Here is an 18,325-nt window from a genome sequence, read left to right on the forward strand (position 1 = left end):
AAACCGATGTTCCGTCGCACCCTTGCTGCCCTTGCGGTGCTCGCCGGCTTCGCCGCGCTGCCGGCGGAAGCACAGACGCCCGCCTGGCCGCGTGGCCAGGTGCGCATCCTGGTGACCTATCCGCCGGGTGGCACCACTGACTTCGTCGCGCGCTTCCTGGCCCAGCACCTGCAGCAGCAGACCGGCCAGCCCTTCGTGGTCGAGAACCGCTCGGGCGGCGGTGGCGTGGTCGGCTGGACCGCGGCGGTGCGCGCCCCCGCCGATGGCACCACCTTCCTGCTGACCGACAATTCGCTGGCGACGGCGCCGCCGCTTTACCCGGCGCTCGGCTTCGATATCCTGACCGACTTCACGCCGGTCTCGCTCCTGGTGGACTACCCGACGGTCTTCGTGGTGCCCGCGGAGTCCCCCGCGCGAACCTTGAGCGACTTCGTCACCGCGGCGCGCGCGCGTGGGCAGGACGCCGGCTTCTACGGATCGATGGGCGCGGGATCATCCCCGCATCTCTACATGGAATACCTGCAGGACGCGGCGAATTTCCGACTGACCCATGTGCCCTATCGCGGCATGGGCCCGGCCTTCGCCGACCTGCTGGCGGGGCGCGTCGGGCTGCTGATCGCGGCGCCGCCCACCGTGCTGGGCGCCGTGCGCGAAGGGCGTGCGCGCGCCATTGCCATCGGCACCACCGGCGCGCGCATTCCCGCCTTGCCCGACGTGCCGACGGCACGCGAGCAGGGCATCGATTTCACCTATTCCTTCTGGTACGGCGTGCTCGCCCCGCGCGGGCTCGATCCCGCCATCGTCGCACGCATGCAGCAGGAGATCGCGCGCTTCCTCGCGAACCCCGAGGTGCAGGAGCGCTTCCGCCAGCAGGGTGCGACCACCGTCGGCGGCGATGGCCCCGCCCTGCGCCGCGTCATGGAAGGGGAACTCGCGCGCTGGAGCGAGGTGATCCGCGTGAAGGGCATCACTTTGCAGAACTGAGCGCGGCCTCCGTCACGTCTTCCATCACCAGCCCCGCATAGCCGGGCGCATGGGTGATGGCGCCGGCGGTCAGCATCGCGGTCTGCAGGCGTTCCAGCGCCGCCGGCGGGAAGCGCGGGTTGGTCGTCCAGACGCCCAGCGTGCGGTAGCGGTCGATCGCGCGCCCCGCCGCGGCGCGGTCCAGCGCATCGAAATAGGGAGCGATGGTGTCGAGGATCTCGTCCGTCGCCGCCGCCGCAAACCATGCGAGCGTGGCGGCGAGGCCGCGCACCATCGCCTCGCAGGCGGCGCGCTTTTTCGCGATCACCTCGGCGCGACCATAGAAGGCGGTGTAGGAGGTCGGCCCGCGGCTCGCCTGCGCGTACCAGACATGGCCGGTGCCGGCGATCTCCATCGCACTCACCAGCGGTTCAAAGAGCTGCGCGACATCGAGCGTGCCGGCGGCGACGGCGGCCGCGTTCTCGCCCATCGTCCGGTCCGTCACGCGCGCGATGTCGTCCGGGTCGAGCCCGGCGCGACGGATGTCGTCCTGCAGCGTCCACCACGGCGTGGGCACTTCGCTCACGCTGCCCAGTGTCATCGTCGCGAGGTCCGTCAGTCGGAACTCGGGCCGCGGCGCGCGGCCCACCAGCAGGAACGGGTCGCCCATCACCACCGCGCCGAACAGGCGCAGCGGGCAGGCATGGTCGCGGTCATGCGCGAGCAGCAGGCGCATCGGCCCGCCCCAGGCGAGGTCCGCGCGCCCCTCCAGCACAGCATCCGTCTGCAGCGACGGGCCGGGGCTGTCGATGAACTGCACCTCCACGCGCTCGGCCGCATAGGCCCCGCGCGCGAGCGCCGCGTAGAAGGGCGCGTAGAACAGGCCGCGGAAGGGTTCCTGCAGGCGGATCTGGTGCATCGTCGCTCCGGGGCTGGTCAGGCGGGCAGGGTGGCGTAACCTGCCCTTGCCGCCAACCGGGAGACCCTGATGCTGCATCGACGCGCGTTGCTCGCCGCCCCGCTTGCCGCCCTCGCGGCGCCTGCGGTGGCCCAGGACCGCTTTCCGAACCGCCCGATCCGCCTGGTGATTCCGGTGGGTGTCGGTGGCGTGACCGACATCGTGGGCCGCATCATGGCCGAGGCGCTGAGCCCCATCCTGGGCCAGCCGGTGGTGCCGGAGAACGTGGTCGGCGCGGGCAGCGCGATCGGCGCCGCGGCGTTCCAGCGCCTGCCAGCGGATGGCTACGCGATCCTGATCGGCACGATCAACCACGCGCTGATGCGCGCGATGAACCCGGATTTCCCGCACGACCCGGTGGCGGATTTCCGGCCCATCGCGCTGGTGTCGCGCCAGCCTTTCCTGCTCGCGGTCAATCCATCGGTGCCGGCGCGCGACGTGCCGGAACTGATGGCCTGGCTGCGCGCGCAGGGCGATGCGGTGAATTTCGGATCGACCAACCCCGGCGCGGCGAACCACCTGGCGGGTGAATTGCTGAAGCAGGTGGCGGGCGTAAACTACACCATCGTGCCCTACCGCACGGCGGCGCTGGCGGTGCAGGATCTGGTGGCGGGGCGCGTACAGCTCACCATCGACAGCCCGTCGATGCTCGCACCGCTCATGCAGGGCGGGCAGGTGCGCGGGCTGGCCGTTTCTTCGCGCGAGACATCGCCGCTGCTGCCGGGCGTGCCCAGCATGTCGCAGGCAGTGCCCGGCTACGACCTGAGTGTCTGGCAGATGCTGTTCGTGCGGCCGGGCACGCCGGCGCCGGTGGTCGCCACGCTCGAGGCCGCGGCGGCGCGTGCATTGGCCGACCCGGCGGTCCAGGAACGGCTGCGCCGGTCGGGCGTGGACACCTGGGCGGACAGCTCGCCGACCGCGGCGCAGACGCTGCTGCGCGCGGAAGTCGATCGCTGGGCGCCGGTCGGCGCGCGCATCAGGGCAGGGGGCTGAGCCATGGCCTATGACGGCATCCGCGCGCACCGCCCGCTGATCATGGGCCGCCGCGGCGCGGTCGCGACCAACCATCCGGTCGCGACGCAGGCGGGGCTCGACGTGCTGCGCGCGGGCGGGTCGGCGGCGGATGCGGCGGTGGCCATCTCGCTGACGCTCGGCGTGGTGGAACCGCATATGTCGGGCCTTGGTGGCGATGGCTTCTATCACCACTGGTCGGCCAAGACCGGGCGGGCCGAGACCTTCGCCGGCACCGGCCAGGCGCCCGCGGCCGCGACGGTCGCGCGCTATCGTGCGGAGGGCGGCGTGGCGAACCGCGGGCCCCTGTCGATCCAGACTCCGGGCAAGCTGGCGGGCCTGGCGGCGCTGCATGCGGCGCATGGTGCGAAGACCTGGGGCGCGCTGTTCGGCGCGGCGGTCGAATCCGCGCGGGAGGGCTTCGCCGCAACCCACGCGCTGCGGCACTTCATCGGCGAGAACCGCAAGATCATCGAGGCCGATGCCACCAGCCGCGCCATCTGGCTGCCTGGTGGCGCAGTGCCGGCGGTCGGCACCATCATCGCGCAGCCGGCGCTTGCGGCGACGCTGCAGCGGCTGGCGTCGGCCGGCGCGGCGGCGTTCTTCGGCGGCGATGTCGCGCGCGACCTGGCGGCGGATTGCGTGGACGTCGGCGCGCTGGTCGCGGCCGGCGACCTCGCCGCCGTCGCACCGCTGCTGGCCCCGCCCATCGGCATCACCTGGCGCGGCTTCGAGGTGCGGCAGACGCCCGCGCCATCCATGGGCTTTGCCCTGCTGCAGATGCTGCGCATCATCGAGGCGGAGGACCTGGGCGCGCTCGGCTGGGGATCGCCCACGCTGATCCATCTGATGGTCGAGGCAAAGAAGCGCGCCTTCCTGGACCGCGAGGCCGAGGCGGGGCGCGACGCGCCGGACTTCGCCGCGCTGCTGTCGGACGCACGACGCAATGCGCACGCGGCCGCCATCGGCGCACGTGCTGCACACCTGCCGGTTCGCGCGATGGCCGAGGCCGACACGACCTACTTCTGCGTGGTCGATGGCGATGGCAATGCCGTCTCCGCCATCCAGTCGATCAACGGCGCGTTCGGCTCCGGCGTGACGGGTGCGCGCACCGGCATCCTGCTCAACAACCGCATGTCCTACTGGCACCTCGATGATGGGCACGCGAACCAGTTGGCCCCCGGGCGGCGCGTGCGCCACACCATGAACGCGCCGATGGTGATGAAGGACGGCAAACCCTGGATGGTCTTCGGCACGCCCGGCGCCGACAACCAGGTGCAGGTGAACTTCCAGGTGCTGGTCTCCTGCGCAGTGTTCGGCTTCGACCCGCAGCAGGCGCTGGAGGCGCCGCGCTGGACCTCCTCCCAGCCCGGCCAGGAGAGCAACTACCCGCATGGCGGCGAGGACGTGCTCACCATCGAGCGCGGCTTCGGCGAGGCCGCCATCGCCGGCCTGCGCGAACGCGGCCACCAGGTGAAGGTGGTGGGCGACCTCGAGGGCGCGTGTTCGGTCGCGGCCATCCGCGTGCTCGAGAACGGCGTGCGCATGGGCGCCTCCGACCCGCGACGCGATGGCTGGGCCGCGGCGTGGTGAGGCCCTTGCCCCCCGATGTGCGGCGCGCCTAGGCTCGCCGCGGGATGCTTCGCTTCTTCCTCCGTCGCTTCGCGGTCGCGGTGCTCGTCGCACTCACGGTGCTGACGCTGGCCTTCATGCTGACGAGGCTGTCGGGTGACCTCGCGATCTCGATCGCTGGGCCAAACGCGACCGCGGCCGACGTCGAGACGATCCGCCGCGTCTATGGCCTCGATCGGCCGGTCTGGGTGCAGTATTTCGACTGGCTCGGCCGCGCGCTGCAGGGTGATTTTGGCGAGAGCTATTTCTTCCGCGACCGCGTCGCCAACCTGATCGGCAGCCGCATGCCGGTGACGCTGACGCTGGGGCTGGTGGGGCTGGTCATCGCACTGGTGGTGTCGCTGCCGCTCGGCATCCTGGCGGCGGTGCGCGAGGGATCCTGGGTGGATCGCGCGGTCGGGCTGGTCGCGATCATCGGCCAGGCCATGCCGTCCTTCTGGCTCGGCCTTGTGCTGATGATCGTGTTCGGGCTGCAGCTGGGCTGGCTGCCGATCTCGGGCGTGGAGACGTGGGACGGCTACATCCTGCCGGGCGTGGTGCTGGCCTTCTCGGCGATCCCGTCGCTCACGCGCCTCACGCGGTCGGGCATGATCGAGGCGCTGTCGTCGGACTATATCCGCACCGCGCGGGCGAAGGGGTTGTCGCGCCTGTCCATCCTGGTCAAGCACGGCTTCCGCAACGCGGCGATCCCGGTGGTGTCGATCGCGGCGGTTCAGCTCGGCTTCATGCTCGGCGGGTCGGTGGTGATCGAGACGGTCTTCGCGCTGCACGGCGTCGGTTTCCTGGCCTGGGAGAGCATCAGCAAGAACGACTTCCCGGTGGTGCAGGCGGTGGTGCTGGTCCTCGCCCTCATCTACATCGCGCTGACGCTGCTGGCGGATCTGCTCAACGCCGTGCTCGACCCGCGGCTGCGCACGGCATGAGCGGCGCGGTCATGCCCATGACGCGCGGTGGGCGCCTGCTGCGCAACCCGGGCTTCGTGGTCGGAGCGGTGATCGTCGGCTTCACCGCGATTGTCGCGATCCTGGCCCCCTGGATCGTTCCCTATGATCCCTTCGCGATCGACCTGAACCGACGCCTTGTGCCGCCATCCTTCATGGAAGGGGGCGTCCCGCAGAACTTTCTCGGCACGGACCAGCTCGGCCGGGATTACCTCTCGCGGCTGATCTATGGGGCGCGGATCTCGATGGTGATCGGCGTGCTGACGGTCATCACCTCGGGGTTGATCGGCATCACGCTCGGCGTGCTGGGTGGCTTCTACGGCGGGAAGATCGACGACTTCGTGGTGTTCTGCATCACCACGCGGCTGTCGATCCCGGCCGTGCTGGTGGCGTTGGCGGTGGCGGCGCTGCGCGGGTCGTCCTTCATGCTGGTGGTGCTGGTGCTGGGACTGTTGTTGTGGGACCGCTTCGCGGTGGTCGCGCGGTCCACCACCATGCAGATCCGCAACCTGGACTACGTCGCAGCCGCCTGGTGCGCCGGCGTGTCGCGCTGGTGGGTGCTGACGCGCGAGGTGCTACCGAACATCGCCACGCACCTGGCCGTGGTCGCGACGCTCGAGATGGCGCTGGCGATCCTGCTGGAAGCCGCGCTGTCCTTCCTCGGCCTCGGCGTGCCGCCGCCGCTGCCCTCCTGGGGGCTGATGATCAGCGAAGCCAAGGAATACATGTTCTTCGAGGCCTGGGTCATCATCATCCCCGGTGCGGCGTTGTTCATCCTGGTGCTGGGGGTGAACCTGCTGGGCGATGCGCTGCGCGACATGATGGGCACGGACCTGTCGCGATGAGCGCCCTGCTGGAAGTGGCCGACCTGCGCGTCACGATCGGCTCGACCGCCGCGGTGCGCGGCGCGTCGATCACGGTGAACAAGGGCGAGACGCATTGCCTGGTGGGTGAATCCGGCTGCGGCAAGTCGATCAGCGCATTGTCCGTCATGGGCCTGCTGCCACGCGGATCGAAGCGCGAGACCACGGCGCTGCGCTTCGCCGGCCAGGAGATCGGTCGCTTCAACGAACGCGAGATGTCCCGCCTGCGCGGCGACCGCATGGCGATGATCTTCCAGGAACCGATGACCAGCCTGAACCCGGCCTATACGGTGGGGTCGCAGATGACCGAGGTGCTGCGCCGGCATCGCGGGGCCACGCGCGTGCAGGCCGTGGATCGCGCGGCGGAGTTGCTGGCGCGCGTGGGCATCACCGCGCCGGGGCTGCGGCTCGGTCAGTTTCCGCATCAGCTTTCCGGCGGGCTGCGCCAGCGCGTGATGATCGCCATGGCGCTGATGTGCGACCCTGAATTGCTGATCGCGGACGAACCGACGACCGCGCTCGACGTGACGGTCCAGGCGCAGATCCTGCGGCTGCTGGCGACGCTGCAGAAGGAGCTCGGGCTCGGCATCCTGCTGATCACGCATGACCTCGGCATTGTTGCGCGCGTCGCGGACCGGGTGTCGGTCATGTATGCCGGTGAGGTGGTGGAGAGCGCGCCGACCGCCGCGCTGTTCGCGGCACCGGAGCATCCCTACACGCGTGGCCTGCTCACCTGCGTGCCGGTGCCGGGCAAGGTGAGGCGCGATGAACCCCTGGGCAGCATCCCGGGCGTGGTGCCGCGCATCCAGCCAGGCTTCACCGGCTGCGGCTTCCGCGACCGCTGCGCGCAGGCAACACTCGCCTGTGCCGGCAGCATTCCGCGCCAGCAAGCCGGTCCCGACCACGCGACGCTCTGCGTCCTCCACCCCGGCTGGCAGGCCGCGGCATGACGGCGGCGATCGAGGTCCGTGGGCTAAGACGCGAATTCCGCGTGCGCCAAGGCGTCTTCGCGCCGCCCAAGCGCGTGATCGCGGTGGATGACGTGTCGTTCGCCGTGCCGCCGGGCAGCGTGCTGGGCGTGGTGGGGGAAAGCGGGTGCGGCAAGTCGACGCTGGCGCGCCTCATCCTCGGCCTGCTGGAACCATCCGCGGGTGATGTCGTGGTTGACGGACAGCGGCTGTCCGCAATGGACAGGCGCGCACGCGCGCGGCTGATCCAGCCCGTGTTCCAGGACCCTTTCGCCTCGCTCAATCCCAAGCGCCGGGTGCGCGACATCGTGGCCATGCCGCTCATCGCGCAGGGCGATATCTCCGGCCACGACATCGACCGCCGCGTGAACGAGGCGCTGGAGCGCGTCGGCCTCTCGCCGGACCAGGGCACGCGCTATCCGGCGCAGCTCTCGGGCGGGCAGCGACAGCGTGTGGCGATTGCGCGCGCGCTGGTGCTGCGCCCGCGCATCGTGGTGTGCGACGAACCGACCAGCGCGCTCGATGTCAGCGTGCAGGCGCAGATCCTGAACCTGCTGGCGGAGCTGCGGCGCGACCTGGGCCTGACCTACCTGTTCATCAGCCACAACCTGGCGGTCGTGGAACACATCGCGACCGAGGTGGCCGTGATGTACCTCGGCCGCATCGTCGAGCGCGCCGAAAGCGAGACGCTGTTCGCCGCACCGCGCCACCCCTACACGCGCGCGCTGCTGGCATCCGTGCTGACGCCGGAACCCGGGCTGGGCGTGCCGGATGTTGGGCTCGGCGATGTCATGCCCGATCCGGCGAATATCCCGCCCGGCTGCCGCTTCCACCCGCGATGTCCGGTGGCGATCGCGAAATGCGCCACCGAAGCACCGAGGCCCGCGAACGATGCCGCAGGCCTCGTGGAATGCCATTTGGCTTGAATGAACCTGGCCACTTCGGATCGAGGCTTCAGCCTCGATCCGCGACCGCGAAGCGCGACCGCGCCCACACCATCAGAGGGCGCCGGCGCATCCGTGCACGGCGCAAAGGCAGGCCGGCCGGACGGCCGGCGCCCGCAGTCTGAGGGCCAAATAAAGACTTCCTACTTCCACTTCGCCAGGTAGAAGCGGGGCAGCTCGTCTGCGAAGGTCGGGAATTCGAGCTGCCGCTGGAAGCCGAAGACGCTGACATAGGTGTGCAGCGGCAGCCAATACGCCTGTTCGGTGGCGCGCCTGAGAGCGGCATCGTAGGCCGCCTTGCGCACGGCCTCGTCGGCGGTCGACCCGCCTTCCTCGACCAGTCGCGTGAGCTCGGCGTCGCGCGCGTAGTCGTCCGCCCCGCCGGCGAAATAGTTGGGCAGGATCGCCGAGACGTCGTTAATGGAATAGGACCCCCACGAGCCCATCTGCATCGCGAGCTCCCCGCGCATGGACCGCTGGATCTGCGCGGCAACCTGCATCAGGTTGAGCCGGGCGCGGATGCCCACGGCCTGCAGATAGTTCTGCACGGCCTCCGACCATTGCCGCGGCTGCACGTACGACGTCAGCTCGATGTCGAAGCCGTTCGGGAAGCCGGCCTCGGCCAGCAGCGCGCGCGCCTTCGCCGGGTCGTAGTCGTAGCGCACCGCGGCATCCGCATTGCAGCCGAACTGCGACGGAAAGCACGGCCCCGATGGCACGCGGGACCCGCCGCCGACCAGGCGGTCGGCGATCTGCTGCCGGTCGATCGCGTGCCACACCGCTTGGCGCACCTTGAGGTTCGTCATCGGGTTGCCCGCGCCGCTGCGCCCCGCCGCATCCAGGTTCAGGAAGCCGACGCGCATCGATTCCTGCTGGGTCGCCTGCAGGTAGGGCAGCCGGTTCACGTTCGCGATCTGGTCGGGGTTCATGTTCCAGATCCAGTCCACGCGCTGGCCGAGCAACTCGGTCAGCTCGGTCGCCGCATCGCCGATGTAGCGCGCGACCAGGCGCTGGATCGCCGGGCGTCCCTTCGGCCCGCCCTGGTAGTAGTCGGCGAAGCGTTCGTATTCGACGCCGGCCGCGACATCGACCTTCGTGAATCGGTACGGCCCAGTGCCGATCGGCGCGCGGGAGAAGCCCTCGGCGCCGACGCGCTCGCGATAGGCCTTGGGCCAGATCGGCATGACCAGGGCAGCGTATTCCAGCGCCGCGGGCGTCGGCCGCTTCATCTTCAGCCGCACGGTCCAGTCGCCGGTCTTCTCGGCGCCATCGATCCAGTTGTAGTTCGACGGCGTGGCCACGCGCGTGTTGGGGTCGGCCACGGTGTTGATGGTGTAGACCACGTCGTCCGGGCCGAAGGCGCTGCCGTCGTGGAATTTCACGCCCTGGCGCAGCGTGAAGTCGATGGTGGTGGAGTCCACCCAGCGCCATTCGGTCGCGAGTGCGGGCACGATGCGGAAGGTCGCGGGGTCGCGATGCGTCAGCCCGTCGAAGGCCTGGTGGCCGATGATCAGCCCGGTGCGCTGGCTGTTGAAATACGGGTCCACGTTGGGCACGGCGTCGCGGAAGGCGATCCGCAGGGTGTTCGCGCTGCGCTGCGCGTGTGCCGGGCGCGCGAGGATCATCGGGGCCGCCAGAACCGCCGCGGCGCCCTGGCCCAGAACGCGTCGTGAGATCGTCATGTCGGTGCTCTCCCGTTGCTTGGCGACAGCCTAGGGACTGCGGCGCCCGCCCGGCAAGCCCGAGCCTTGCGGCCGGCTTCCGCGCCCGCCATACCAGCGCGCAGGGAGACGTTCGCGATGCGCACCCAGGTTGGGATCATCGGCGCCGGGCCGGCCGGCCTGCTGCTGGCGCAGATGCTGCACCAGCGCGGCATCGATGCCGTGGTGCTCGAGGCGCGGTCGCGCGACTACGTCGAGGGGCGCATCCGCGCCGGTCTGCTGGAACAGGGCTCGGTCGATACGCTGACCGAGGCCGGCGTCGCCGACCGCCTGCATCTCGAGGGGCTGGTGCATCGCGGGCTCGAACTGCGCTTTGGCGGTGCGGCGCACCGCATCGACCTCGCGGGGCTGACCGGCGGCAAGGTGGTCACCATCTACGGCCAGCAGGAAGCGGTGAAGGACATGATCGCCGCGCGCCTTCGCGCCGGTTTGCCGCTGCTGTTCGAGGTGTCCAACGTCGCGGTCCACGACATCGACACGAACCGCCCGCGCGTCTCCTTCCGCCATGATGGGCGCGACCAGGTACTGGACTGCGACATCATCGCCGGCTGCGACGGCTTCCATGGCATCTGCCGGGCCGCCATTCCGCCGGCCGACCTGCGCATCTTCGACCGCATCTACCCCTTCGCCTGGCTCGGCATCCTGTCGCGCTCGCGCCCGATGTCGGAGGAACTGATCTACGCGCGGCACGACAGCGGCTTTGCGCTCGCCACCATGCGCAGCCATGCCGTCAGCCGGCTGTACCTGCAATGCGCGCCGGACGAGGACCCGGCGCAATGGTCGGACGACCGGATCTGGTCGGAACTGCGCAGGCGCCTCGGCGCGGCCGACGGCGAATTGCCGGAGGGCCCGATCCTGCAGAAGGGTGTGACCGCCATGCGGTCCTTCGTCGCGGAGCCTATGCGCCACGGGCGCCTGTTCCTGGCGGGCGATGCCGCGCACATCGTCCCGCCGACCGGGGCGAAGGGCATGAACCTCGCGATCGCGGATGTACGCGTGCTGGTGCGCGCGCTGGATGCCTTCTTCGCCGGCGAGGGTGGCGACCTGATGGATGCCTATTCCGCGACCTGCCTCGAACGTATCTGGAAGGTGCAGCGGTTCTCCTGGTGGATGACGCAGCTGCTGCACCGCACGGATGGCGAGGACGCCTTCGAGCACCGGGTGCGCCTGGCGGAGCTCGACTACCTGACCGGGTCCGTCGCGGCGCGGACCACGCTGGCGGAGAACTACGTGGGCCTGCCCTACGCCGGTTGAGCGAGGATCGCCTCGACCACCTCCTGCACCTCGAGCGCCTCGCGCAGCGTGGCCAGGTGATGCGGCTGCCCGCGCGTCATGGCGGCGACGCCGTCGAGCTGCCGTTGTAGCACCATGGGGCGCATCTTCTCGTTCGGCAGCGCGTCGGGTGCCGCCGACCACACGCCATCGGCGCCACGACGCTCGGCAAAGGACCAGTCGCGCAGGCGGATCGCGCCGGCCGGAGTCTCCAGCCGCCATTCATTATAGTCATCGGCCAGCGTGGTGCCCACGCCACCCGACAGCGTGACCGGCACACCGCCGGCCGTCAGGCGCGCGGCAATCGCGGTCTCGGCGCGACCGGGGGCATCGAAGCGCGCCTGCGCGGCGTCGAGCGAAAGCGCGCCGAGCTGGCGGCGCGTCAGGAACAGGAAATGCGAGACGACCTCCCGCGTGAAGCCGCCCTGTTCGCGGCGATCGAGCCACGCCGCCGCATCGCGCTGCCACGATCGAGGCCAGGCCGCGAAGGCGACGGTAATGGCGGCCTCGCGCGGGGTGCCGATATCCGCGTGCCAGGCTTCGAGCTGTGCGACCGCGGGCGAGGACGCCATCGGGAAGTTCACCGCGCCACGCGCGCCCGCGGCTTCCGCCGCGGCGACGAAATCGCGCGCCGCCTGCGTGTCGACCGATAGCGGCTTCTCCAGGAACGCCGCCTTGCCCGCGGCGAACGCCGCCCGCGCATGCGCCAGGTGGAAGGCCGGCGGCGAGGCGACATACAGGCAGTCGCAGGCCGCGATCACCGCCTCGGCGGATGGCAGCATCGGCACGCCCGGCGCGGCGGCGGCCAGGCGAGCGGCGGCCTCCGGCGCCGGGTCCCACACGCCGGCGATGCGCACCTGCGCATGCCCGGCCGCGAAGCGCGCGAGCCGTTCCCCCATGATGCCGAAGCCCACGATACCGAGCGCGATCATGTGCGCAGCCCCCCTGTGTTCGTCGCCCTGTATCGCCGCCCGCGCCGCCGCGGTCTATCCTGCGCGCGCAAGCGATGGGGGAACGCATGTCCGAGACCGAAACGCCGGTGCAGATCACGCGCGAGGGGCCGGTGGTTCGCCTCACGCTCAATCGCCCGCAGCGCCGCAACGCGATGAACAACGCGATGGGCGCGGCGCTGGACGCGGCGCTCGATGCGCTGGAGGCGGACCATGACTCGCGCGTGGTGGTGCTGAGCGGCGCCGGTGGGCATTTCTGCGCAGGGCTCGACCTTGGCGAAGTGGCGTCCGGGGGCACGGAGGCCGAGCGTCTGGCTGCGCAGCAGGCGCGCAATCATCGCACGGGCCAGCGCTTCCTGCGCCTGTCGCGCCTGCCGCAGGTGGTGGTGGCGGCGGTGCAGGGTTCGGCGCATGCGGGCGGACTCGGCTGGGTGTGTTCTGCGGACATCGCGATCGCCACCGCCGATGCGCGCTTCTGCGCGCCGGAGGTGCGCCGCGGCCTGGTGCCGGCGCAGATCCTGCCCTGGTTGACGCGCCGCATGGGCCGCAGCGCTGCCACGCGCATGGTGCTGCGCGGCGATGTGATCGACGCGACGGAGGCCGGGCGGCTCGGCCTGGTGCATCAGGTGGTGGACGATGCGGCTGGGCTCGACGCCGCGGTTGGCACTGTGCTGGCCGACCTGCGGCAGGGCGCGCCGATGGCGCTCGCCGAGACCAAGGCGCTGATCGCTGCCCTGGGTCCGCTCTCGCCGGACGGCTACGCGGAAGCCGGCGCGCAGGCCTTCGCGAAATGTGCGGCGGGACCGGAAGCGCGCGAGGGCATCGCGGCCTTCCAGCAGAAGCGCCCGCCGGCCTGGGCAGGATGACTTACCGCGCACGCCCGACCAGCGCCGCCACCACCGCGAGCTGTGCGGCGACCGCCAACATTGGCAGAGTCCAGCCGCCGGTCAGCGTGACCAGCAGCGAGAATACCGACGGTCCGGCGACGTAGCCCAGGAAGACGAAGAGCGTGGTGCCCGACGTGACGTCGCTGACGCGATCGGGCGGGGCGACGCGCGCGACCTCGGCCAACGAGATGCCATTCCAGGACGCGCCGACGAAGCCCGCCAGCGCACATAGCGGCAGCAGCAGCGCGTCGGCCTGCGTCGGCAGCAGCGCCAACGCCGCCACGCTGCCCGCCGCGACGAAGCCCTGCACCACCAGGTTGCGCGTGGCGTTCCCGGTGCGGTCCGCGAGCCAGCCCAGCAGGATGCGCGCCACCACGCCCGCCACCTGCATTGCGGCAAATACGCCGCCGGCCTCGACCAGGCCCATGCCGCGGGTTTCGACCAGCCAGGTGACGGTGAAGGAGAACAGGCAGCCCTGGCACAGCGCGAAGGCGACCGACAGCGCAGTCAGGCGCGGCAGCAGCGGATCGACGCGCAAGGCGGCGATGGGTGCAGCGATGGTGTGCGCGGAGAGCACGTCGCGCAGGGCTATGCTGCGCGTCGCGTCGCGCTCGGCATCCAGCATCGATCGCAGCGGCTGGATCGCGGCGGCGGCAAGCAGCGAGGTGCCGACCGCCACCAGCAGGGCGGCGGGCCAGCCCGCGGCGATGGCAATGGGCGCCGCGACCAGCCCCGCCAGCGCGCCCCCCAGCGGCGCGCCGGCCTGCTTGACCGAGAAGATCAGCGTGCGGTGGTGCTTCGGCGCCGTCGCGGCGAGGATGCGGCTGCCCGCGGGCGGGGAGGGGCCATAGCCCACGCCCAGCAGCAGCGAGGCGAGGCCAATAGCGGCCACCGTGCCCAGGCCCGCGACGAGCAGCGCGACCGCGGCCAGCACCGCCCCGGCCTGCAGCATCCTGACCGGCCCCAGCCGCGCAAGGAAAGGCCCGCCCAGCAGCAGGAACAGCACCGTGCCGAAGGCCACCAGGGAGGAGAAATTGCCGATGCGCTCGGGCGCCAGGCCGGCGCTGGCGGTGATGAGCGGCGCCACCACGGGCAGCGTCTGCGTCATGAAGGACGCGACGGACTGCATCAGAAGGGTGGCCCCGAGGGCGGCGATCCAGGGTGCCATGATGCACAGCCTAGGCGCCATGCGCATGGGTGCAACACCCGCGCCGCGGCTTGCCAGCGGCGCGGCAGCGGCGGAGCATCCGGCGCATCACGCGCGGAAGGGAACGACCATGGCGCAACGCATCGGCTTCATCGGGCTCGGCATGATGGGACTGCCCATGGCGCGATCGCTGCTGGCACGCGGCTTTGCGGTGCTGGCCTGCGATACGGCAGCCGCGGCACGCGATGCCTTGGCCGAGCGTGCGGCACCCGGAGCGGTGCAGTTCGCGCCCGACCCCGCTGCGGTCGCGGCGGGCGTTGATGTGGTCGTGCTGATGCTGCCCAACAGCCGCATCGTCGCAACGGTGATGGAAGCGCTACTGCCGGCGCTGCGGCCCGGCATGCTCGTGATCGACATGGGATCCTCGGAGCCGGGCGAGACGCGGCGCTTCGCGGCGCTGGCGGCGGACCGCGGCGCGGGCTTCGTCGATGCGCCGGTTTCGGGCAGCGTGGCGAAGGCGCAGACGGGCACGTTGGCCATCATGGTTGGCGGTGAAGTTGCGGCCTTCGCGCAGGCTGAGCCGGTGCTGCGCGGGATGGGGGAGGCGATCATCCGCACCGGCGCCGTCGGCTCGGCGCATGCGATGAAGGCGCTGAACAACTTCGTCTATGCAGCCGGGCTCCTGGCCACCGCCGAGGCGCTGCGGATGGGGGAGGCGCTGGGGCTGGACCTCGGCATCCTGACCGATGTGATGAACGCGTCGTCGGGCCGGAACATTGCGACCGAGACCAAGGCGCGGCAGGAGATCATCCCGCGCCGCTACGCCGGCGGCTTCCAGCTCGGCCTCATGCGCAAGGACCTGGAGACGGCGGGCAGCATCGCGGAGGGCACGGGCGTCGATGCGCCCTCGCTCGCGCTATGCCGTTCGCTGTGGACGGATGCGGTGGAACGGCTTGGCCCCAAGGTCGACAATACCGAGATCCACCGCTTCCTGAACGAGCGGTAGGCGCTGTCGCCAAGCAGCCGATCCACCGCTTCGCCGTTGCCGCGTTTGCGGATCGGGCGCTACTCGAAGATCGCCACGGCGCGGATCGGGCTCGCGGTTCCGCCGCGGATCTTCAGCGGGAAGCCGATGAAGCGGAAGCGCCCGCGCCCGATCAGCTTGTCGAGGTTTGCGAGGCATTCCATGTGCGTGATGCCGCGCTCGGCGCAGGCCATGTGCGCCTGGAAATTGGGCTCGCCTTCCGGTGCGGGGCTGATCGCCTCGACGCCGAACATGCCGATGCCTTGGTCGGCCAGCCAATGGATCGCGGGCAGCGACAGCCCGGGGAAATCATGCAGGTAGCCGGGCTTGCCGAGCAGGCGTTCATTCGTCGCGAGCCACACCAGCACGGTGTCGCCCTTCTGGATCGTCTGGCCTGACTTCGCCACGGCCGCCTGGACTTCCTCCAGCGTCGCCGCGGTCTTCAGCGGAATGTGCGACAGGTCGATACAGAATGCGCTCGTGTAGAACTTCTCCAGCGGCATTTCGTCGACCGACTGCGCGCCGGGGCGCGGGTCGAAGTGCACGGGCGCGTCGACATGCGACCCGGCATGGTCGCTCAGCGACAGGAACATCGCCTTGCTGCTGAAGGTGGTGTTGCCGGCGTGCTTCTTCTCGCTGTGGTCGTTCCACACCGTCATCACCACCGGCGGGTGGCTCGGATGTGTTTGCGTGCGGTGAAAGATCTCGCGGCTGAGATCGATGATTTCCATGACTTCGTTCCCTCAGGCCGGCGCGTCGCACAGATATTGACGCAGGTGGTAGGGCTGCGCCGCGAAGGCCGGGCAGAAGGAGGAAACGACGGGTTCGAGCTTGTCGTAAAGGTCCTTGAACTCGACGTTCAGCGCCTCGAGCCGTTCGCGCGCCGCTTCAGCCTCCACGGCCAGCTTCGCCAGGTCGATGGTCAGCAGCTTGCGGTCCTGGACCACGAAGCGCCCGCCGATCATCACATGGCGCACGCCGGTGCCGTCTTCCGTGTGCACCACCTGGTTGACCGACCAATTGTGCGGGATCCAGTTGATGGAAGCCAGGTCGAGGAAGACGATATCCGCCTTCTTGCCCGGCGCGATCGCGCCGATGTCGTCGAAGCCAAGCGCACGCGCGGACCCCTGCGTCGCGGCGGTGTAGATTTCCTCGACGCCGGCCCAGTGCCGCGGGTCGGGCGTCTGGACCTTCGACAGCATGGAGGCGTAGCGCATCGCTTCGTACATGTTCTGGTTGTCGGAGCAGTTCGCACCATCGGTGCCGATACCGACATTCACGCCGACATCGCGTGCGCGGCGGAAGCGGAACATGCCATTGCCGAGGCGCATGTTGCTGCCCGGGTTGTGCGCCATCGACGCACCCCGGTCGCGCAGGATCTTGAGGTCGTCGTCATCCAGCCAGATGGCATGTGCGGCGACGAAATCCGGCCCGACCAGGCCGAGGCTGTCCATGTGCTGCACCAGCGTCTTGCCGTAGCGCTTGATGCCGACCAGCGCCTGCACCTTGCTCTCGCCGACATGGCTGTGCAGGCCGACCTTGTAGTCGCGCGCGAGATCCCGGCAGCCGCACATGAACGCGTCCGAGCAGTGGTGCGGGATGGTCGGCGCGACGGCCGCGCGGATGTCGTGGCCATTCCAGCGCCAATTCGCCAGCACGCCGCGCATCGCATCGACGGTGCGCTCCCAGGCCGGCAGGCGCAGCTTGTCCACGCGCGCCTGCAAGGGCGTGGGCAGTGCGTCATACAGGCCAGGGATGGCTTCATACACCGTGCGGTCGGCGACCATCGGCGCGATCACCGCGCGCATGCCGATGCCATGGTAGGCCTCGGCCACGGCATCCAGCCCTTCGGCGGACGGCATCGGGAATTCGTAGTAGAGGTCGTAGGCCGCGGTGCAGCCCTTCAGCACCATCTCTGCCGCGACGATCTGCGTGGTGAGCTTCTTGTCCTGCAGCGATCGCGACCCGCCGATCCAGGGTGCGGCCGCCAGCAGCAACTCCAGCGTCCACTTGTCGCCCTGGCCGCGCGCCAGCCCACCATGGCCGTGCGTATGCGCGTTGATCAGTCCGGGATGGATCAGGCAGCCCGTGGCATCGACTACCTTCGCGTCTGGCGGGGCGGCGATGCCGGCGCCGACCTCGATGATGACGCCATCGCGGACCAGCACATCGGCGGGTGCGGCGCGGCGCAGGCCCGCATCGGCCAGCAGCGCGCCGCGGATGATGGTGGTGCCGGGTTCGTTCGCAGCCATGGTGCGGTCTCTCGTCAGGCGGTGGGCGGGGCGGAGGTCTCCGCACCGCTCGACCAGGGGAACAGGATGCGTTCGGCAATGGACACGGCCTGGAACAGGACGATGCCCATGATGGCGAGGATCACCACCGCGCTGAAGGCCAGCGGCGTGCGGAAGAAGGCCATCGAGGTCTGGATCAGGTAGCCGAGCCCGGCATCGGCGCCGACGAATTCGGCGACCACCGCGCCGACCACCGACAGCGCCGCGGCCACCTTCAGCCCGCCGAAGACGAAGGGCACGGCGAAGGGCAGACGGATGCGCAGCAATTCCTGGATTCGCCCCGCGCGGCAGGCGCGGCCAAGTTCGATCAGTTCCGGCGGCGTCGCCATCAGCCCTGCGACGGACGCCACCACCAGCGGAAAGAAGGCCACCAGGAAGGTGACGATCACACGTGGCAATTCATTCGCGCCGAGCGCCACGATCAGGATGGGCGCGAGCGCCACCTTCGGGATGGATTGCGTGACCACCAGCAGCGGATAGATCGCTGCCGAGATAGCCCGCGACGACGCTATCAGCATCGCCAGCGGCAGGCTGACCAGCACCGAGGCCGCGAAGCCCAGCAGCACCGTCATCAGCGTGGACATCGTGTGTTCCAGCACCATCGGCCAGACGGCGATAGTCGCGGTCCAAATGGCCGATGGCGCCGGCAGAAGGAATTCGCGGATGCCGAAGAAGCGCACGCCGACTTCCCAGACGACGAACAGCGCGACCACGGCGATCCAGGCCGGCAGCGCGGCCTTGAAACGCGTCATG

Annotated in this window: 17 protein-coding genes; 10 read left to right on the plus strand and 7 right to left on the minus strand. The window is 70.2% G+C overall.

Annotated elements, in window-relative coordinates:
* Nucleotides 1–6: 6 nt before the first annotated feature.
* A complete protein-coding gene (locus MWM08_RS10180) occupies nucleotides 7–984 on the plus strand; it encodes a Bug family tripartite tricarboxylate transporter substrate binding protein (protein WP_244459326.1) in 978 nt (325 codons plus the stop codon).
* On the opposite strand, the gene MWM08_RS10185 is transcribed toward MWM08_RS10180, so the two are convergent.
* Nucleotides 968–1,882, minus strand: a complete 915-nt coding sequence (locus MWM08_RS10185; RefSeq protein WP_244459327.1) for an ABC transporter substrate-binding protein — start codon at nucleotides 1,880–1,882, stop codon at nucleotides 968–970. The two genes, MWM08_RS10180 and MWM08_RS10185, sit on opposite strands and share 17 nt — an antisense overlap.
* A 69-nt stretch (nucleotides 1,883–1,951) precedes the next feature.
* On the opposite strand from MWM08_RS10185, the gene MWM08_RS10190 reads away from it, so the two are divergent.
* Genes MWM08_RS10190 through MWM08_RS10215 form a run of 6 tightly spaced genes read left to right on the plus strand, consistent with a single transcriptional unit; the run spans nucleotide 1,952 to nucleotide 8,262 of the window.
* Nucleotides 1,952–2,914: a Bug family tripartite tricarboxylate transporter substrate binding protein gene (locus MWM08_RS10190; RefSeq protein WP_244459328.1), complete on the plus strand. Its 963-nt coding sequence runs from the start codon at nucleotides 1,952–1,954 to the stop codon at nucleotides 2,912–2,914.
* Between the two features lie 3 nt (nucleotides 2,915–2,917).
* Complete coding sequence (locus tag MWM08_RS10195; RefSeq protein WP_244459329.1) at nucleotides 2,918–4,525, plus strand: gamma-glutamyltransferase family protein; 1,608 nt, start codon at nucleotides 2,918–2,920, stop codon at nucleotides 4,523–4,525.
* Between the two features lie 44 nt (nucleotides 4,526–4,569).
* Entirely contained in the window at nucleotides 4,570–5,487 is a 918-nt protein-coding gene (locus MWM08_RS10200; protein ID WP_244459330.1) for an ABC transporter permease, read from the plus strand.
* An 11-nt stretch (nucleotides 5,488–5,498) separates the two neighbouring features.
* Entirely contained in the window at nucleotides 5,499–6,350 is an 852-nt protein-coding gene (locus MWM08_RS10205; RefSeq protein WP_244459331.1) for an ABC transporter permease, read from the plus strand.
* The gene (locus MWM08_RS10210; protein WP_244459332.1) at nucleotides 6,347–7,318 is read left to right on the plus strand and encodes an ABC transporter ATP-binding protein; all 972 of its coding nucleotides are present in this window, start codon (nucleotides 6,347–6,349) and stop codon (nucleotides 7,316–7,318) included. The genes MWM08_RS10205 and MWM08_RS10210 overlap by 4 nt, the downstream gene beginning before the upstream one ends.
* Nucleotides 7,315–8,262, plus strand: coding sequence for an ABC transporter ATP-binding protein (locus MWM08_RS10215; RefSeq protein ID WP_244459333.1), 948 nt, complete (start codon nucleotides 7,315–7,317; stop codon nucleotides 8,260–8,262). Before MWM08_RS10210 ends, MWM08_RS10215 begins: the two co-directional genes overlap by 4 nt.
* Nucleotides 8,263–8,423: 161 nt before the next feature.
* Here MWM08_RS10215 and MWM08_RS10220 read toward each other — a convergent pair whose 3' ends face one another.
* Nucleotides 8,424–9,962 carry an ABC transporter substrate-binding protein gene (locus MWM08_RS10220; protein ID WP_244459334.1) on the minus strand — a complete coding sequence of 513 codons (1,539 nt, stop codon included), beginning with the start codon at nucleotides 9,960–9,962 and terminating at the stop codon, nucleotides 8,424–8,426.
* Nucleotides 9,963–10,079: 117 nt separating this feature from the next.
* Here MWM08_RS10220 and pobA point away from each other — a divergent pair, with 117 nt between their 5' ends.
* Nucleotides 10,080–11,255 carry a 4-hydroxybenzoate 3-monooxygenase gene (gene pobA, locus MWM08_RS10225; RefSeq protein ID WP_244459335.1) on the plus strand — a complete coding sequence of 392 codons (1,176 nt, stop codon included), beginning with the start codon at nucleotides 10,080–10,082 and terminating at the stop codon, nucleotides 11,253–11,255.
* On the opposite strand, the gene MWM08_RS10230 is transcribed toward pobA, so the two are convergent.
* Complete coding sequence (locus MWM08_RS10230) at nucleotides 11,243–12,205, minus strand: Gfo/Idh/MocA family oxidoreductase (RefSeq protein ID WP_244459336.1); 963 nt, start codon at nucleotides 12,203–12,205, stop codon at nucleotides 11,243–11,245. The genes pobA and MWM08_RS10230 overlap by 13 nt on opposite strands.
* Nucleotides 12,206–12,291: 86 nt before the next feature.
* On the opposite strand from MWM08_RS10230, the gene MWM08_RS10235 reads away from it, so the two are divergent.
* Nucleotides 12,292–13,089 (plus strand): enoyl-CoA hydratase/isomerase family protein, encoded by a 798-nt coding sequence (locus tag MWM08_RS10235; RefSeq protein WP_244459337.1) that lies wholly within the window; start codon nucleotides 12,292–12,294, stop codon nucleotides 13,087–13,089.
* A gap of 1 nt (nucleotide 13,090) precedes the next feature.
* Here MWM08_RS10235 and MWM08_RS10240 read toward each other — a convergent pair whose 3' ends face one another.
* Nucleotides 13,091–14,278: an MFS transporter gene (locus MWM08_RS10240; protein WP_244459338.1), complete on the minus strand. Its 1,188-nt coding sequence runs from the start codon at nucleotides 14,276–14,278 to the stop codon at nucleotides 13,091–13,093.
* On the opposite strand from MWM08_RS10240, the gene MWM08_RS10245 reads away from it, so the two are divergent.
* Complete coding sequence (locus MWM08_RS10245) at nucleotides 14,277–15,263, plus strand: NAD(P)-dependent oxidoreductase (protein ID WP_244459339.1); 987 nt, start codon at nucleotides 14,277–14,279, stop codon at nucleotides 15,261–15,263. The two genes, MWM08_RS10240 and MWM08_RS10245, sit on opposite strands and share 2 nt — an antisense overlap.
* A gap of 59 nt (nucleotides 15,264–15,322) precedes the next feature.
* Here MWM08_RS10245 and MWM08_RS10250 read toward each other — a convergent pair whose 3' ends face one another.
* From MWM08_RS10250 to MWM08_RS10260, 3 genes are read right to left on the minus strand one after another with little or no spacing between them, the layout of a single operon-like run.
* Nucleotides 15,323–16,012, minus strand: coding sequence for a cyclase family protein (locus MWM08_RS10250; RefSeq protein WP_244459340.1), 690 nt, complete (start codon nucleotides 16,010–16,012; stop codon nucleotides 15,323–15,325).
* Between the two features lie 12 nt (nucleotides 16,013–16,024).
* Complete coding sequence (locus MWM08_RS10255; RefSeq protein WP_244459341.1) at nucleotides 16,025–17,533, minus strand: amidohydrolase family protein; 1,509 nt, start codon at nucleotides 17,531–17,533, stop codon at nucleotides 16,025–16,027.
* Between the two features lie 14 nt (nucleotides 17,534–17,547).
* Nucleotides 17,548–18,324 (minus strand): ABC transporter permease, encoded by a 777-nt coding sequence (locus MWM08_RS10260; RefSeq protein WP_244459342.1) that lies wholly within the window; start codon nucleotides 18,322–18,324, stop codon nucleotides 17,548–17,550.
* Between the last annotated feature and the right edge of the window lies 1 nt (nucleotide 18,325).

The organism is Roseomonas fluvialis (genome assembly GCF_022846615.1).
Taxonomy (GTDB): Bacteria; Pseudomonadota; Alphaproteobacteria; order Acetobacterales; family Acetobacteraceae; genus Neoroseomonas; species Neoroseomonas fluvialis.

Excerpts from the sequence above, each read along its gene's own strand:
- MWM08_RS10180 (WP_244459326.1), top strand. The coding sequence starts at position 7 with ATGTTCCGTCGCACCCTTGCTGCCCTTGCGGTGCTCGCCGGCTTCGCC.
- MWM08_RS10185 (WP_244459327.1), bottom strand. The coding sequence starts at position 1,882 with ATGCACCAGATCCGCCTGCAGGAACCCTTCCGCGGCCTGTTCTACGCG.
- MWM08_RS10190 (WP_244459328.1), top strand. The coding sequence starts at position 1,952 with ATGCTGCATCGACGCGCGTTGCTCGCCGCCCCGCTTGCCGCCCTCGCG.
- MWM08_RS10195 (WP_244459329.1), top strand. The coding sequence starts at position 2,918 with ATGGCCTATGACGGCATCCGCGCGCACCGCCCGCTGATCATGGGCCGC.
- MWM08_RS10200 (WP_244459330.1), top strand. The coding sequence starts at position 4,570 with ATGCTTCGCTTCTTCCTCCGTCGCTTCGCGGTCGCGGTGCTCGTCGCA.
- MWM08_RS10205 (WP_244459331.1), top strand. The coding sequence starts at position 5,499 with ATGCCCATGACGCGCGGTGGGCGCCTGCTGCGCAACCCGGGCTTCGTG.
- MWM08_RS10210 (WP_244459332.1), top strand. The coding sequence starts at position 6,347 with ATGAGCGCCCTGCTGGAAGTGGCCGACCTGCGCGTCACGATCGGCTCG.
- MWM08_RS10215 (WP_244459333.1), top strand. The coding sequence starts at position 7,315 with ATGACGGCGGCGATCGAGGTCCGTGGGCTAAGACGCGAATTCCGCGTG.
- MWM08_RS10220 (WP_244459334.1), bottom strand. The coding sequence starts at position 9,962 with ATGACGATCTCACGACGCGTTCTGGGCCAGGGCGCCGCGGCGGTTCTG.
- pobA (WP_244459335.1), top strand. The coding sequence starts at position 10,080 with ATGCGCACCCAGGTTGGGATCATCGGCGCCGGGCCGGCCGGCCTGCTG.
- MWM08_RS10230 (WP_244459336.1), bottom strand. The coding sequence starts at position 12,205 with ATGATCGCGCTCGGTATCGTGGGCTTCGGCATCATGGGGGAACGGCTC.
- MWM08_RS10235 (WP_244459337.1), top strand. The coding sequence starts at position 12,292 with ATGTCCGAGACCGAAACGCCGGTGCAGATCACGCGCGAGGGGCCGGTG.
- MWM08_RS10245 (WP_244459339.1), top strand. The coding sequence starts at position 14,277 with ATGATGCACAGCCTAGGCGCCATGCGCATGGGTGCAACACCCGCGCCG.
- MWM08_RS10240 (WP_244459338.1), bottom strand. The coding sequence starts at position 14,278 with ATGGCACCCTGGATCGCCGCCCTCGGGGCCACCCTTCTGATGCAGTCC.
- MWM08_RS10250 (WP_244459340.1), bottom strand. The coding sequence starts at position 16,012 with ATGGAAATCATCGATCTCAGCCGCGAGATCTTTCACCGCACGCAAACA.
- MWM08_RS10255 (WP_244459341.1), bottom strand. The coding sequence starts at position 17,533 with ATGGCTGCGAACGAACCCGGCACCACCATCATCCGCGGCGCGCTGCTG.
- MWM08_RS10260 (WP_244459342.1), bottom strand. The coding sequence starts at position 18,324 with ATGACGCGTTTCAAGGCCGCGCTGCCGGCCTGGATCGCCGTGGTCGCG.